Raw genomic sequence first — 16163 nt, forward strand, 5'->3', positions numbered from 1 at the left:
TAGAATCAGTCCGTTAGACGGCGTTAAACCGCGACGCGGATGAAACGCCGGTAATCCGTGCCGGATGCGAGCTATCAAGAAGCGCCCGGCGGCGGCATTTTTGCATTGCCGAACCGGTATGGTATCGAACCGGTCCGGAACGAGGCGAAACGCGTGGCACAGCAAGACCAGTACATCGATGAACAACGTCCGGTACCGGATACCGGGCCATTGATGTTCCTGAGCCTGTTCCTGCTACTACTTGCTTTCTTCATTCTGCTGACGGCCATCTCCACGCTGGAAGAAACCAAGTCCCGGCGTGTGTTGAGCTCGGTGGCGGCCACGTTCAAGACCCAGATCATCCCCGACAACACGGCGCAGATCCTGATCTCGACGATCGGCCCCGTCCCCGAACCCGAAGAAGTGATCGACGACGTCGAACGCCTTTGGGTGACGGCGATCCCGATCGCACGGGTCGAATCGCTCAGCCGCGGCAGAACCTTGCAACTGACCATTCCGGCGACGGAAATCTTCGTTGGCGGCGAGGCGACTTTGCGCGCGGACCGCAAGGACCTGCTGCGCGCCACAGGCTATGCTTTGGCCGCGCGCCTGGAAGGGTACAGCGCGCAGTTGCGTTTTACCATTCCGGTCGATGAATTGGCCGAAGTCACCCCGAGCACCGCCGCCGATGTGAGCCGCCTGGAACAGGAAAAAATCGGCGCGGTCATTTTGAATCCCGACGATACATCCGAACCGACGGCCGAGCCCGCCAGCGATACGACATCCCCTGACAGGAACATGCTGCCCTTCGCCCGCGCGACAGCCTTTGCCAGGGCGTTGGTCGATGCCGGCGCGCCGCCGGACGGTGTTGCCGTGGGTGTTGCCGAACGGCGCAGCACGCGCATCCGTCTTCGCTTCGACATCATTGAAAACGGCCGTGCGAATATCAGTTTCGCCGGCGATGGCACCACCGCCGAACCGGCGACGAGACTGACGCCGCCGCCGGGCACCGAATTGATCGATCCGATCGAACCGGCAACCCCGGCGCAGAACGATAGCGCCGAGGTCCCCGCCGCAGAAAATCTCGGCTCGGACGATCCGTCGACTGAAGCAACGCTGCGCAACGCCCTTGAAGGCACGCCGGTCCTCGTGGAAGGGACCAGCCAATGATCGACCCCGGCTATAAGAGCGAACCCGAGGACAAGATCGAGAAATCGCCCGCATGGCTTGTGAGTATGGGCGACGTTACCGCCCTGATGCTGACGTTCTTCGTCATGCTGTTTTCCATGTCCTATGTGAAGTCGGAACGCTGGGACGAAATCATCAGCCTGCTGAACCGCGCCACGGAACCGTCGGAAATACAGAAACCCATCCCGACAAGCGAACGCGCCATTCCCTCCGTGGAAGTCCTGCCGGGCCTGTCGACGGATTATCTCCATCGGATCCTGCAGGAAAAACTGTCGCGCGATCCGATCCTGGCCAGCGCCCGGATTACACCTTTGGAAGGCCAAGTCGTGATCTCCCTGCCGAGCGACGTTCTGTTCGCTTCCGGCTCGGTTCAATTGGGGGATGAAGCGCTTGCCGCCGTTCGGGAACTGGCCGGCGTGCTCGCGCAGGTCGGCAATCAAGCCGAAATCGTCGGCCATACCGATCCCTTACCGCCCCCAGAGGGGTCCTACCCGTCGAACTGGGACCTGTCGCTGGCCCGGGCCCTGCGGGTGGCCAACAGCTTGACCGAGGCCGGTTACCGTGGTCGCTTTGCCGCCATTGGCATGGGCGACTCACGGTTTCGCCACCTCGATCCCTCCTTGCCGGAGGAGCGCCGATATGAATTGGCCCGGCGGGTCGACGTTGTGCTTCGTTCGGAAGCCGGGGGGCAGTAAGTGAACGGTCTTTTCCCCTATCGCGCCCTTCGCCCGAACGATACGGGCAGAACCCGGTTCAGCCGAACGGTCCTGCTGTCGGGCGTTTTCGCCGCCGTCCTCCTGGCCGCCGCGCCCGCGTCCCGCGCCCAGGAAACGATCGGCACCCGCGCCGGGGTCCATCCCGATTTCGGTCGCATCGTCTTCGATTGGCCACGCCAGGTCGGGTTCGAGACCGCGCTTGAAGGCGGTGACCTGGTGATCCGCTTCGATAGTCCCCTGCAAACCGATTTCGGCCCGGTTCTGACCAATCTGGGTGACTATATTCAAGGTGCGGCGATCGAGCAGGGCGGACGTACGGTCCGCCTCACCCTGGCCCGTCCGGTCACCATAAACGGTTTCCGAAGCGGCACAGCGGTCGCCATCGACATGCGCCCCGCCGCAGAGGCAGCCGGCGGCAGCGAGGCGGCCAACGCCCCGGACCTTTCCGTCCGCGTCGGTCAACATCCCACCTATACCCGCATCGTCTTCGACTGGCCGGAGACAACGGAATACGCGGTCGCCAGCGAAAACGACTCCATCACGGTCCGTTTCCAGCGCCCGGCGCGGATCGATACGACGGCCTTGGCGAACCGCCTGCCGCAAGGCTTCGGCCGTCCGCGCAGCGGCACCCGTGGCGGTGAAACGGTCTTCATCCTGCCGATGCCGCAAGGGACAACTGTCCGCGATCTCGTCGCCGGTACCAAGGTGGTCATCGACCTGACGGCGGGCGATGGTCCGCTGCCGACGGATGTGGCGCAGCCGAACGATTTGTTGCCAGGATCCGCCACCGCGGAAACGCCGCCAGCGACACAAGCGGCCGAAACCGCCACAGAACAGGCCGCCGCCCAACCTAACGCCGCCCAACCCACTGCCGATGACGCAGCACCGACGGAACCCGCCGTGGTCGCCGACGAACCGCCCGCCGAACAGGTTGCAGCGGCGGAAGCACCGGCCGCCGCGGAAGTGGCTGCCGCCGAACAACAGACCGAATCCGCCGCCGGCCCGACACCGGGTCCGTCAACGGAAGAAACGGCCGAGGCGCCGGCTGGACCGGTCAACCTTGTCCCTCCGACCGACCAGGCCGAAGCCGCCGCCGAAGAAGAAGCCCGCAAGATCCTGGAAGCGGAAGACGCGCGCGCTGCCCAGGAAGCGGCCGAGGAAGCCGCGGCGGCGCAAGCACTGGCCGCGGCCGAAGCGGAACAGCAAGCGCCGGCGCCGGAAACGTCGGAACCGGAATTACAAACCAGAGTTCGCACCCCGGCGCCGGAACAGCAGGGCCCCGTGACGGCGGAACAATTGGCGACCCAGCAGGCCTTGCAGGACGGTACGATCCAGTTCCTGCGCGATGGATCAGGCCGTCAGGTCACGCCCGAGGGGCCGGCACCGGTCAGCTTTTCCTTCGATTGGCCGGACGAAGTGGGGGCTGCGGTCTACCGGCGCGGCGAGAATATCTGGGTCGTCTTCGACCGGCATGCCCAATTGGATTTGATTCCGCTTCGCGAACAGGGCGCACCAATTCTTGACCGGGTCGAGCAACTGCCGATTTCGGGTGCGACCGTCCTGCGCATGCGGGCCGCTGACCCGGGCATCACGCCGGTTGTCAAACTGGAAGGCTTTACCTGGGTTGTTGATTTCCGGCTGCAGCCATTCCCGCCCCGTGTGCAGGCGGAAATCCGCGCGGAAGCTGACCCGGATATCGGTCCGAAACTTCTGTTTCCGACCGCCAATCCCGGCAATCTCGTAACGATCCCCGATCCGGATGTCGGCGATACGCTGCTGGTGGCGACTTATCGCGATCCCGGGGTCGGTATCGCCGGCACGCGGAGCTATCCGGAATTCCGGGTTCTGTCATCAGCGCAGGGTGTCGTGGTCGAACCGCATGGCGATGACGTATTGTTCGAGCGCAGCTTCGACGGCTTCACCGTTTCGGGAACCGAAGGGCTCCACATTTCCGCCGTGTCCCCTGAAGCACCGGTCAGCACAGCGCAGAGTTTCTCGGCCCGTCGACTGTTCAATTTCGAAGAATGGGTGCGTGGCGGCCCTGGGGATTTCCTGGCGGGCGAATACGCATTGCTGGCCTCGATCACCGAAGTGCCGGAGGACAAACGCAACGACGCGCGGCTCGATCTGGTTCGTTTCTACGCCGCCCGCGATCGCGGCGCAGAAGCCACCGGGGTTCTGGACGTCGTGGAATCTGAAGCAGAGTCCTATTTCAAGAAGGCCGATGCCCGCGCCCTTCGCGGGGTCGTCAGGACACTCAACAACGACCTGGAGGAAGCGCGTACTGATCTCAGCGATCCACGACTGGACGGATTTGCAGAAGCGGCCCTGTGGCGCGGGGCCGTCCTGGCAAAACTGGGCGATTGGAAACAAGCTGCGGATCATTTCAAAGTCGCCGACTCCATTCTGCGAGACTATCCCTATCCCTTGAAGGCGAAGCTTGGCCTGTTGCGCGTAGAAACCGCCTTGTCGACCCGGGATCTGCGCGCGGCCAGTAGTTGGCTCGATGAATTGGATGTCGCAGTCGACGAGTTGACCCGCGGCCAATACGCGGAACTTCGCTTCCACCAGGGACGCGTGGCGCATGCAAGCGACGACCTGGATCTGGCCAAGGATTTCTGGTCCGAACTGATCGACGGCAACGACCTGAAATACGCGGCCCGTGCCGAATATCTGATGATCAATGTCGAACGCCGCCAGGGCGATATCACGGACGACGAGGTCATAGACCGTTTGGAACGGCTGAGATTCAAATGGCGCGGCGACGGATTTGAATTCAACGTGCTGCGGCGCCTGGGTCAGGTCTATGTCGACAAGGGCGACTATTTCAACGGTCTGAGCACGTGGCGACTGGCGGTTACATATTTTGCCGAAGACCCCGCGGCCAAGGAATTGGCCCAGGACATGACCGATCTGTTCCGGCGTCTCTACATCGATGGTGAGGCGGACAAGATGCCGCCGTTGCGCGCCTTGGCGCTGTATGACGAGTTTCGCGAATTGACGCCGTCCGGTCGGGATGGCGACCTTCTGATCGAGCTGCTGGCCAACCGCCTCGTCGATGTCGACCTGCTGGAACGCGCGGCCAATCTGCTGCAGCAACAAGTCGAATTCCGCCTGCAGGGCGAGGAGCGCGCACGGGTCGGTGCGAAACTCGCCTTCATCAAGATACTCGACAACGATCCCCTTGGCGCGGTCGAGGCCCTGAACAAGACGGAGTTCCCGCAGATCACACGGGAATTGGAGGACGACCGCAGGCGCCTTCAGGCGAAAGCCAATTATGAGTTGGACCGCGACAACGAAGCGATCAAGCTGTTGGCCGGGGATACCAGCATCGAGGCGGATATTCTGCGACAGGACATTTATCGCAAGGCCGAGAATTGGACGGAGGCCGCCAAGGTGTTGCAGCGTTTGTCCGGCGATCCGCCGGAGGAAGGCGAGGAAATTCCCGAGCCAAGCGCCCGGCATGTGGTGAACTGGGCGGTCGCCTTGAAACTGGACAAGGACGAAGCCGGACTTGCCCAGATTCGCGAATTGTACGGCCCGGCCATGAACATCTCGCCGTTTCGGGATGTCTTCAACTATATCGTCGCCCCGAACGATCAGGGCGGCGCCAGCCTGCAGGCCAGCCTCCAGCAATTGGCTGGCGGCGACGGGTTCAACGCCTTCATGGAAAACTATCGCGACCGGTTGCTGACACCGTCCCTGAATTCAGAGGAACGGGCGCCGGTCACCAGCGGACAGAACAATCTGAATCCGGCCTAGGCCTCACCCTTCAAGAGCTTCAGCGTGGCTGACGCCATGACCTTCATCGAGGTCACCATGGCATCCACCTCGATATACTCATCGGGTTGGTGAGCCAGGTCCAGGATACCCGGGCCATAGGCAATGCAGTCCTTCAACTGGCCGATCCTGAAAATGTGCTTCTGATCGTATGTTCCGGGCGAGCAAATCGTCTCCGCCGGGCGGCCGAACTGGCGCTCGATCTCTTCCGCAACGGCGCGCACGACCGGCGCGTCCGCATCCGTCAGGGTGGGTTCGAACTCCATGATGTCCCGAACATCGTATTTGAAACCGGGGCGGTCGGCGGCCAGGCGATCAAGCAGACCGAAGATCTCCCCTTTGACCTGCGCCAACGGCTCCTCGATCAGGAAACGTCTATCCAGGATCATGGTGCAGATATCAGGCACCAAAGAGCTTGGCAGACCGTTGAAACCGTCCGGCAACCCGCCGTGGATGGAGGCAATGTTCAAAGTGGATTGCTTCGCCCCTTCCGGCACGACCGGCATATCGGTACGGCGCTGCTCCAAGGCCGGGTATAGGTCCCGTTCCAGCGATTCCAGAAAAGCCCCCATATGGCGAACCGCGCAATCGCCCAGAAACGGCATGGATCCATGCGCGATATGCCCGTGGGTTTTAACCTCGGCCCACCAGACGCCGCGATGACCGACGCAGACCCGGTCCACGTTCAGCGGTTCCGGGATGATGACGTGATCCACGCGCGGTCGGCTGAAGAATCCTTTTTCCGCCAGAAAGGCGACCCCGCCATAGCCGCCGGTTTCCTCGTCGACGGTTCCGGAGATTTCGATGGCGCCGGGAAAATCGACCCCTTCCTGCAGAATGGCTTCCGCCGCGACGATCGCAGCGGCAATGCCGCCTTTCATGTCGCAGGTGCCGCGCCCGTAAATCTTTCCGTCTTCAAGCTCCGCGCCATAAGGGTCCCTGGTCCAGCCTTCCCCGGGCTCAACCACGTCGATATGTCCGTTGAAATGAACGCACGGGCCCGGACGGCTGCCTTGGATGCGTGCGACGATATTGGTGCGCGGATGCTTGTCCGAGTCGCCGGGCGTACCGACACCGCGTTCATACACGATATCGAAGCCTGATTTCTTCAATCGGTTCCCGATCAGTTCCGCGCAGGGTGTATAAGCGTCACCCGGAGGATTGACCGTCGGAATTCTGACCATGTCCTGCGTCAGCGATACGACATCGTCGCGCAAATCATCTATGCGTTTGAACAGGCTTTCCAAAGCGAACCTCATGCTATTCCCTTGGACATGGTCGCGATAACTGATCGGGCTGACAAGCCTGCCACGCCGGATTTCGATCATGAAACAGCAAGAACTGGTCGCCTCGCTCATTCCGGAACATGCGCCGGAACCGGCAACGCGGATCGCTGTCGGCGTGAATTGGACGCTGGTCGACAGCGCGACGGGCACGGGCCTTGTCCACACACCGGTCAAATCGCAACAAGGATGCGTGCCGATCGCCGAGGCCGGGAGTTTGAGGGGACGGCCCTTACGGGACTTGATGGATCTGACGACGGCCCCGAATCCGATCGCGCGCGCGGTCGGGTTCGCCGCCCTGAACGCCTATTGGAACCGGCACGACATCACCGGTGACATAGTGAACGGCCTGGAACTGGTCGAAGATCGCGGCCACAAGACCGTCATCATCGGGCGTTTTCCCAATCTGGATGAAAAGCTTCCCGGCGCCGCCGTGATCGAACGGAACCCGGGTCCCGACGATTTTCCGGAAGACGCCGCGGCGACGTTGATCCCACAGGCGGAATTTCTGGTGATCACGGCATCGACCCTGTCCAACGGATCGCTGGCCGGATTGCTTGCCTTGCGTCGCGACGCTTTCACCGTGCTGGTCGGCCCGGGAACGCCGCTATGCTCGACATTGTTCGACTACGGGATCGGCGCATTGGCGGGTTTCCGCGTTGACGCACCTGAAAAGGCGGAACAGGCGATCATGGAAAGCGGTGCCGAAAAAGCCATTCGGCCGTCGGGAACACGGATCAGTCTGGTTCGCGGCTGACGGCAATAGTTCGATAGATGACGAAGCGTCCCCTGCAATCCCGGCACTATACAGGCCGCTCCAGTGCAACTGCCGGAGCCCGCATTTCATGAAAACCTTCTTCGGCTGGCGGGTTGTCGCCGCGGCTTCGACCGTGGCGATGTTCGGCTGGGGCTTCGGTCTGTACGGCCCACCTATCTATCTGCAATCGGTCATCGACCGCACCGGTTGGCCCGTTGCCCTGGTCTCGGCAGCAGTCACCGTGCATTTCCTTGTCGGCGCCGTAACCGTCGCCGGCATGCCAAACCTGTATGCCCGTTTCGGTGCCGTCAGAACGACGGCGGTCGGTGTCGTTGCCCTGGCGCTTGGAGTTATCGGATGGGCGACCAGCGACCATCCCGCTCTTCTTTTCCTGTCAGCCTGTATTTCGGGATGCGGTTGGGCGACCATGGGCGCGGTCGCGTTGAACGGCTTCGTCTCTCCCTGGTTCATCCGACGCCGGCCATTCGCACTGTCCCTGGCCTATAACGGCGCGACCCTAGGTGGGGTGGTTATGACACCGGCCTGGGTCCTGTCCATCGAGGCACTGGAGTTCAAAGGCGCGGCCCTGGTCATCGGCGGCGTCATGATCGCCGTGGTTACGACTTTGCTTGCATCGATCCTGTCGAAGCGTCCGCGGGATGTGGGGCAGTATCCGGACGGACAGACCGACGCAGACGGCGGACTGCCCCGGCAGGCTAACGCTCAGACCGTGGCGGCCTTACGGCGGAACCGATCGTTCCTGACCCTGGCGGCCGGCATGTCGATTGGACTGTTCGCCCAGGTCGGGCTGCTCGCTCATCTCTTTTCGCTGCTGCTGCCTATCCTGGGCGAGGTCAATTCGGGCTACCTGCTGAGCGGCGCCACAGCCTGCGCGGTACTGGGCCGCAGCCTGTTCGGATGGTTGATGCCGCGGGAAGCCAACCGACGGGTCGTAGCGGCATTAAGCTACGGTTTTCAGATCGTCGGCTGCCTCTGCCTGATCGCCGGTCTGTCGGGCCATCCAGGCCTCGCCATCGCCGGGGTCCTGTTGTTCGGTTTCGGGATCGGAAACGCCACTTCCCTGCCCCCGCTGATCGTTCAAGCGGAGTTCCCGGAGGTCCAGGTGCAGAAGGTCGTCTCCCTGGTAATTTCAGCCTCCCAGGCGACTTTCGCCTTTGCGCCGGCGGTCTTTGGATTGCTGCGGGATTCGGCAGGGTCCTGGGGCGGTACGGAAGGTCCTTCCCTGGCCATCGCCACGGCGGTGATCTTTGCCGCGGCAATCTGCTGTTTCATGATGGGTCGCGGCCAAGCCGAGACGGATTAGAGCAGAACCATCGCCGCGAGGCCGAGAAAGGCGAAGAAGCCGACCACGTCGGTGACCGTGGTCAGCACGACGGTCGAGGCGACCGCCGGGTCGATCTTCAATCGGTCGAGCGCCAGGGGAATCATCGTTCCGGCAAAACCCGCGATGAGCAGGTTCACGACCATCGCCACCGCGATCACCATGCCAATCATGGGGTCCCCGAACCAAAGCCAGACCAGGCCGCCCATCATCAGCGCGAAGACGATGCCGTTCACGCCACCGACCAGGATTTCCTTCATCACGATGCGCATCGCATTCGCGGTCGTCAGTTCATTCACCGCAAGCGCACGCACCGCGACTGTCAGGGTCTGCGTCCCCGCATTGCCGCCCATCGAGGCGACGATCGGCATCAGCACGGCGAGGGCCACCACTTGCGCAATGGTCGCCTCGAAAGCCGAGATCACCAAACTGGCGAGGATGGCGGTAACGAGGTTCACGAACAGCCAGGAAAACCTCAGCCGGGTCGTTTCCGCCACGTCGGAATAGAAATCGTCCTCCCGCACCCCGCCGAGTTTCAGGATATCGTCCTCATGCTCTTCGTCCAGGACGTCGACGACATCGTCGATGGTGATGGAACCGAGCAGCCGTCCGCTGTCATCGATGACCGGTGCTTCGGTCAAGGCGTATTGCCGGAAGAAAAAGGCGACGTCTTCCTGGTCCATGGCGACCGGGATCAGCTTGGGATCGGTATCCATGACCTCGCTGATCGCGACCGGCCTGCGCGTGCTGAGCAGCTTGGAAAGCTGCAGCGTGCCCACCGGCTTGCGGCTGGGGTCGATGACGATGAGATTGTAGAAGTCGTCGGGCAGTTCGCTTTCGTCCGACCGCATGTAGTCGATGGTCTGACCGACACTCCAGAATTCCGGCACTGTCACGGCTTCGTGCCGCATCAGACGACCGGCGCTGTCCTCGGGATAGGACAGGCCCTGCTCGTAGATCAGCCGATCATCCGCCGGCAACGCGTCCAGAAGTTCCTGCTGGTCGGCTTCGTCGAGATCTTCCAACAGGTCGATCGCGTCGTCGGTCTCCATATCGGTGACCAGACTGGCGAGATGATCCGTGTCCAGATAATCGACGATATCCTCGCGGACCGAATAGTCCATATAGGCGAGGATTTCAGGATCCATGTCCTTGCCGAGGGCATCGACAATGGTCTCGCGCTCACCGCTGGTGAGCCGTTCCATAAGGTCGGCGATGTCGGCGGCATGGAGCGGGTCCAGGAGATCCCGGATCCGCCCCTGGTCATTCGCGGACAGGGCCTCGTCGACCGCGTCCGCGACTTCTTCGGTCAGGCCGTAGAGGTCGTCGAACGCGTCGTCCGCTTCTGTGCCGGTCGACTTGTCGTCGACCGGTTTTTCCTCCACCTCAGCCATGAATGACCGCCTTCCATCGGTTCAGCCCCGCAATCTAAGCCAACCGACGGTGCGGTCAACCGGCCGCTTGGTGCTGCTGCGCATCCACCACGGCCAGCGCCGTCATATTGACGATTCCGCGGGCTGTGACCGAGTTGGTAATGACATGAGCAGGCTGCGCGGCACCGATCAGCATCGGCCCGACCGTCAACCCGTTCGCCAGTTTCTTCAAGAGATTGTAAGCGATGTTCGCGGCGTCAATGGACGGCATGATCAGAATATTCGCTTCGCCTTCCAACTTGCTGTCGGGCAGCAGGTAATCCCGCAGCACGGGGTCCAACGCGGTGTCGCCGTGCATTTCCCCATCGACCATCAGGTTCGGATAGTCGCGATGCAGGATGGCGACCGCGTCGCGGACACGCGCGGCGCAGGGCTGATCCGACGAGCCGAAATTCGAATGCGACAGCATGGCAATGCGCGGGTCGACACCGAAGCGTTTGGCTTCCTCGGATGCGAGGACGGCCATTTCCGCGAGTTCCTCTGCCGTCGGTTCCGGCGTCACATGGGTGTCGGCCAGGAAATAGACCCCCTTTTCGAGGATCATCATCGTCAATGCCGACATGTCCCTGACACCGGCGCGGGTGCCGATGATGTCGCGCACATTCTTCACATGCGCGCGGTGACGCCCGGTCACGCCGCACAGCATCGCATCGGCCTCGCCGCGTTTCAGCATCAGCGCACCGATCACGGTCGTATCGGTACGGACGATGGTGCCGGCATTTCCGGTGGAGACGCCCTTGCGGCCCATGATCTCGTGATACATCGCGCGGTAGTCATGGAAACGCGGGTCGTCCTCCGGATCGCAAAGCTCGAAATCGCGGTCCAGTTTCAGGCGCAGGCCGAGTTTCTCGATCCGGCGCAACAGGACTTCACGGCGGGCGATCAGGATCGGCCGGGCGATGCCGTCATCGACCACGATCTGTACCGCGCGCAGGACGCGGTCGTCTTCCGCCTCGCAGTAGACGACTTTCTTCGGATTCTCGATCGCCTGATCGAAGACGGGTTTCATCACCGTGCCCGATCTGAACACAAACTCGCTCAATTGCTGGCGATATACATCGAAATCCTCGATCGGCCGGGTCGCGACGCCGCTGTCCATCGCGGCTTTGGCGATCGCCGGCGCAATTTCCAGCATCAACCGCGGATCGAAGGGGCGCGGAATGATCGAATCCGGCCCGAATCCGCCCGCGGCTTCGCCATAGGCCTTGGCGACGACTTCCGAGACTTCCTTGCGCGCCAGCGAAGCAATCGCCTTGACGCAGGCAATCTTCATTTCCTCGTTGATCGTCGTGGCGCCCACGTCGAGCGCGCCGCGGAAGATGAACGGGAAGCAAAGCACGTTGTTGACCTGGTTCGGGAAATCGGACCGGCCGGTACAGATGATCGCGTCCGGCCGTGCTTCCTTGGCCAAGGCCGGGTCGATTTCCGGCGTCGGATTGGCCAAGGCCAGGATCACCGGCGACTTACCCATTTTCTTGACCATTTCGGGCTTCAGCACGCCCGGCCCGGAAAGGCCGAGGAAAACGTCGGCCCCTTCGATCGCCTGGTCCAGGGTGCGCAGATCGGTCTTCTGCGCGAAGGCCGATTTGTACTGGTCCATCTCCTCGTTGCGGTCCACATGGACGACACCGCTACGGTCGCAGACGAAGATGTTCTCCCGCTCCGCGCCCATCGAAAGCATCATGTTCAGGCAGGCAAGCGCCGCCGCGCCGGCGCCGCTGCAGACGATCTTGATGTCCTTGAAGTCCTTGCCGACCAATTCCAGCGCATTGTAGACCGCCGCTGCCGCGATGATCGCCGTGCCGTGCTGATCGTCATGGAAGACCGGAATGTTCATCCGCTCCCGCAGCCGGCGTTCGATCTCGAAACATTCCGGCGCCTTGATGTCCTCGAGATTGATGCCGCCGAAGGTCGGCTCCAGCGCCGCCACCACATCGCAGAACTTCTCGATCTCGTATTCGTCCACTTCGATGTCGAAAACATCGACATTGGCGAATTTCTTGAACAGAACCGCCTTGCCCTCCATCACCGGCTTCGAGGCCAAGGGGCCGATATTGCCGAGCCCGAGGACGGCCGTGCCGTTGCTGATCACCGCGACAAGGTTGCCGCGCGCCGTCACGGTTGCCGCTTCCTGCGCGTCGTCGACGATGGCCATGCAGGCGGCCGCGACGCCCGGCGAATAGGCCAGGCTGAGGTCCCGCTGGTTCGCCATCGGCTTCGTCGCAACGATGGCCAGTTTCCCGGCCGGCGCCATGCGATGATAAATCAAGGCATGTTGATCAAGGTCTTCCATCGTTTTCCCCCTGTGCGAACCGATGTCGCGGTCCAGGTTTTCCCATATTTGTGACGATCCCCCGAAACGGACCGTGGCGGTCTTTGGTCCGACTACGAAGCCGGTGCCGCGATTTTGGCCGCAATTCGTAAAAAACGAAAGGGCGGTAGCAGGATAAACGTACTTTCCGGTACGACTACCGGTGTCTTTCCAGCGGTTTTCCGGGTGTTAACCGGGCCAAACCGGCAGATGCGTGCCGACCGGGACGGAGGGCAGGTCCCAGCGCGGCGGTGTTTCCGACAAACGCGCCGCGTGAGTCACATGGGTGAGTTTTCCGAAGCCGGAGTCCGACACCGTCAGGAAGGGTCGGATTTGCGCCTCCGACGGTTCCGGGCAGGACAATCCGCCGTCCAGGCGCCCCAAATCCCGAAGCCATTGTCCGGTCCGCGCCAGCGACACCTTCACATGCCAGCTGCCGCCTTCTTCCGCCCGACGCATCAAGGCGGCCATCGCCCCGAAGGCGATGAAATAGCCGGAAGCATGGTCCAATGCCTGGCACGGCAAGGCTTTGGGCAGATCGGAACCGGCCGCTTGGGCCTCCGCCGCGTTGATTCCCGTCGCCGTCTGGACCAGGGAATCGAAGCCGCGTTTGCCGCCCCAGGGACCTTCGTCACCATAGGCCGAGAGCGAGACATAGACGAGCCCGGGCCGCCTTTCGGCCGCCTCTTCGGGACCAAAGCCGCGTTCCGCCAGACCGCCGGGCCGATAGCCCTGGATGAAGACGTCCGTATCCCGCAGCAGGCGCTCGAGCCCCGCTTTCCCCGCCGTGGTATCCAGGTCGAGATGCACGGCGAGCTTGCCTCGACCGGTTTCCATCACCAGAACCGGCACCACAGGCAGGTTGGGCGAACCGATCCGCATTACCGTCGCGCCATGGGCGGCAAGCGCCCTGCCCCCGGTCGGCCCGGCGATGATCCGCGTCAGGTCCAAGGCGCGGAGGGAAGACAAGGGACGGTCCCCGGCATCCTGCGGCGGCAAGGGTGTGGGCTTAGCCTCCCCGATCTTTTCGATGGAAATCACCGGTTGGCGCGCCAGCACGGCCGCATGGGGATGGGCGGCCCATTCCTCCGGTGTGCGCATCATAGCGACGACCAGTTCTCTGTCAGTGGCTTCGGTTTCGAATGCCTCGGCCTGCCAGGTCTTCAGGGCGGCGGCCACGGCCTCGCGGTCGTTCGCGCAGCCCAAAATCTCAAGCACGCCATCGCGGTGATGCTCGAAATTCGTATGAATGCGCACCCAGCGCCCGTCGCCGCATTGATAGGTACCGGCGATCGGATCCCAAAGCTCCGGCGCGTTGCCGCCATCGATCCGCAACAAACGTTCGCTACGAAACTCCAGCGCGGCATGCAGTATGTCGACGGTGACCGCCTGTTCCCGGCCCGTGCGTAAGCGGTCGATCTCGCTCGCCGCAAGCCCTGTCAGTGCAATCGCGCTCTGCGCCGCCGTCCCGACCCGAAAACTGGATGGCAGGACTGGCTCCGTACCGATCAAACGAACCCGGGACAACGCCCTCGTCGGCAGACCCGCCGCGGACCACAAATCCTGCATGACATCGCTCGATTCCATGCCCACGATTTGGCACGCTGGATATCCGGTGATCAAGCGGTGATAAAAAACTGTATTGTGATGCTGAAAGTGCGCCCGGACGGGCCAAGAAGAAATGGTGCGGTCGAGAAGACTCGAACTTCCACTCCGGTTAAGGAACAGCGACCTCAACGCTGCGCGTCTACCAATTCCGCCACGACCGCACGGGGCTTCTTGAGTGAGACCCGGCATGTAGCAAAAGCCCCCCTGCCAATCAAGCCCGGCTTTCGCGCCTTCGAACGGAATTTTCATGCCTGGAACCAGGATCGGGGCGGGGAACCGCTCTGAACGGCCGGCCCGGTTGCGCCGCCGGAGTTTTGGCGGTTTAAAACAGTGTGGGAACCTGACGGGCCGAATGATGACGATTTCCCTGGCGAAAAACGACGACGAAACCGCGCAAATTCTCGATTCCGGCGTGGAATGGCGACAATCCACCGACTTTGTCCCCTATCCTGACGCGGTCGCGGAGATGGAGGCGCGCGCCGCCGCGATCCGTGACGCAGGTGCGCCGGAACTGATCTGGCTGCTGGAACATCCCCCGCTCTATACCGCCGGCACCAGCGCCAAGCAGGGCGATCTCCTCGCCCCTTCGCAATTCCCGGTCTATCAGACCGGCCGCGGCGGCCAATACACCTATCACGGCCCCGGTCAGCGCATCGGCTATGTCATGCTGGATTTGAAGAAACGCGGGCCGGATGTGCGCAAATTCGTCTGGAATCTCGAGGAATGGGTCATCCAGGCGCTGGCCAGTTTCAACGTGAAGGGCGAAAGGCGCGAAGGCCGGGTCGGCATCTGGGTCGACCGGGGCGCTGGACGGGAGGATAAGATTGCCGCCATCGGCGTGCGGGTCCGCAAATGGGTGACCTTCCACGGTATTTCGATCAATGTGGAGCCTGATCTTTCCCATTTCGGCGGCATCGTGCCCTGCGGCATCGGCGATCCGCAATTCGGCGTCACGTCCCTGGTGGATCTGGGTCTGCCGGTGACGATTGAAGACCTGGACGTCGCCTTGATGCGGAGTTTCGCCCAGGTTTTCGGCGAAAGCTGACAACATCCAATTTGGGTATTTTTGGGTAGTTTCTGTTTCTTTTTTGTGGTCGAAGGGACCTCGGTGCGATGCTGACGATTTGGGGCCGTTCCAGTTCATTCAATGTTCAGAAGGTGATATGGCTGGTCGAAGAAATGCAGTTGCCGCACCTTCACGTCGAAGCGGGCGGCAAGCATGGCGGATTGGACGAACCCGAATTCCTGGCCATGAACCCGCATGGCAAGGTCCCTGTCATAAAGGATGGGGAGGTCACTGTCTGGGAATCCCATGCCATTCTGCGTTATCTGGCGGCCTCCTATGAGCGGCCGATGTTCTGGCCCGCCGCCCCGGCGGACCGGGCACGGATCGACGGTTGGATGGATTGGGCCCATACCACCCTGCAGCCCGATTTTCTGACCGAGGTCTTTTGGGGCTTTTTCCGCACCCCCGCCGCGCAGCGCAACACGCCGCGGATCGAAGCGGCCCTGGCGCGATGCGCCCGGTATTTCGCCCTATTGGATGGCATGTTCGATGACGGCCGGCATTTTCTGCTGGGCAACCAGCTGACCTTGGCGGACATCGTAATCGGAACGCATCTCTACCGGTATTTCGAGATGCAGATCGACCGCCCGGAATTACCGCTGCTTCAGGACTACTATCATCGGCTTGAGAACAGGCCCGCCTACCGGCACGGGGTCATGGTGCCCTTCGACGACCTGTACGGTCGTTTGGACTTTTGAGA

The 16163-nt window shown here is 62.2% G+C and carries 11 protein-coding genes and 1 tRNA gene; 7 read left to right on the plus strand and 5 right to left on the minus strand.

Annotation, left to right across the window (positions count from 1 at the left end):
• Positions 1 to 57 precede the first annotated feature (57 nt).
• Genes ACQK2G_RS15820 through ACQK2G_RS15830 form a run of 3 tightly spaced genes read left to right on the plus strand, consistent with a single transcriptional unit; the run spans position 58 to position 5645 of the window.
• Positions 58 to 1149, plus strand: a complete 1092-nt coding sequence (locus ACQK2G_RS15820; RefSeq protein ID WP_425406002.1) for a hypothetical protein — start codon at positions 58 to 60, stop codon at positions 1147 to 1149.
• Positions 1146 to 1862 carry a flagellar motor protein MotB gene (locus tag ACQK2G_RS15825; protein WP_425406003.1) on the plus strand — a complete coding sequence of 239 codons (717 nt, stop codon included), beginning with the start codon at positions 1146 to 1148 and terminating at the stop codon, positions 1860 to 1862. Before ACQK2G_RS15820 ends, ACQK2G_RS15825 begins: the two co-directional genes overlap by 4 nt.
• Complete coding sequence (locus ACQK2G_RS15830; protein WP_425406004.1) at positions 1863 to 5645, plus strand: tetratricopeptide repeat protein; 3783 nt, start codon at positions 1863 to 1865, stop codon at positions 5643 to 5645.
• Here the strand turns inward: ACQK2G_RS15830 and ACQK2G_RS15835 are convergent.
• On the minus strand, positions 5642 to 6922 hold the full coding sequence (locus ACQK2G_RS15835) for an acetylornithine deacetylase/succinyl-diaminopimelate desuccinylase family protein (RefSeq protein WP_425406005.1): 1281 nt from the start codon (positions 6920 to 6922) through the stop codon (positions 5642 to 5644). The genes ACQK2G_RS15830 and ACQK2G_RS15835 overlap by 4 nt on opposite strands.
• 67 nt (positions 6923 to 6989) lie before the next feature.
• On the opposite strand from ACQK2G_RS15835, the gene ACQK2G_RS15840 reads away from it, so the two are divergent.
• Positions 6990 to 7703: a Rossmann-like domain-containing protein gene (locus ACQK2G_RS15840; RefSeq protein ID WP_425406006.1), complete on the plus strand. Its 714-nt coding sequence runs from the start codon at positions 6990 to 6992 to the stop codon at positions 7701 to 7703.
• Positions 7704 to 7791: 88 nt separating this feature from the next.
• Positions 7792 to 9027 (plus strand): MFS transporter, encoded by a 1236-nt coding sequence (locus ACQK2G_RS15845; protein ID WP_425406007.1) that lies wholly within the window; start codon positions 7792 to 7794, stop codon positions 9025 to 9027.
• On the opposite strand, the gene mgtE is transcribed toward ACQK2G_RS15845, so the two are convergent.
• The 4 genes from mgtE to ACQK2G_RS15865 form a co-directional block, all read right to left on the minus strand.
• The gene (gene mgtE, locus ACQK2G_RS15850; RefSeq protein WP_425406008.1) at positions 9024 to 10439 is read right to left on the minus strand and encodes a magnesium transporter; all 1416 of its coding nucleotides are present in this window, start codon (positions 10437 to 10439) and stop codon (positions 9024 to 9026) included. The genes ACQK2G_RS15845 and mgtE overlap by 4 nt on opposite strands.
• Before the next feature lie 55 nt (positions 10440 to 10494).
• Positions 10495 to 12771 carry an NADP-dependent malic enzyme gene (locus ACQK2G_RS15855; RefSeq protein ID WP_425406009.1) on the minus strand — a complete coding sequence of 759 codons (2277 nt, stop codon included), beginning with the start codon at positions 12769 to 12771 and terminating at the stop codon, positions 10495 to 10497.
• Between the two features lie 207 nt (positions 12772 to 12978).
• The gene (locus tag ACQK2G_RS15860; protein WP_425406010.1) at positions 12979 to 14358 is read right to left on the minus strand and encodes a CoA transferase; all 1380 of its coding nucleotides are present in this window, start codon (positions 14356 to 14358) and stop codon (positions 12979 to 12981) included.
• A 113-nt stretch (positions 14359 to 14471) separates the two neighbouring features.
• Positions 14472 to 14558, minus strand: a tRNA-Leu gene (locus tag ACQK2G_RS15865).
• Positions 14559 to 14809: 251 nt separating this feature from the next.
• On the opposite strand from ACQK2G_RS15865, the gene lipB reads away from it, so the two are divergent.
• Together lipB and ACQK2G_RS15875 are read left to right on the plus strand one after the other, a co-directional pair.
• Positions 14810 to 15442 carry a lipoyl(octanoyl) transferase LipB gene (gene lipB / locus ACQK2G_RS15870; RefSeq protein ID WP_425407654.1) on the plus strand — a complete coding sequence of 211 codons (633 nt, stop codon included), beginning with the start codon at positions 14810 to 14812 and terminating at the stop codon, positions 15440 to 15442.
• A 68-nt stretch (positions 15443 to 15510) separates the two neighbouring features.
• Complete coding sequence (locus ACQK2G_RS15875) at positions 15511 to 16161, plus strand: glutathione S-transferase family protein (protein WP_425406011.1); 651 nt, start codon at positions 15511 to 15513, stop codon at positions 16159 to 16161.
• The last annotated feature ends 2 nt before the right edge of the window (positions 16162 to 16163 follow it).

The sequence above is a fragment of the Hwanghaeella sp. genome (genome assembly GCF_965227365.1).
Taxonomy (GTDB): domain Bacteria; phylum Pseudomonadota; class Alphaproteobacteria; order UBA8366; family Aestuariispiraceae; genus Hwanghaeella.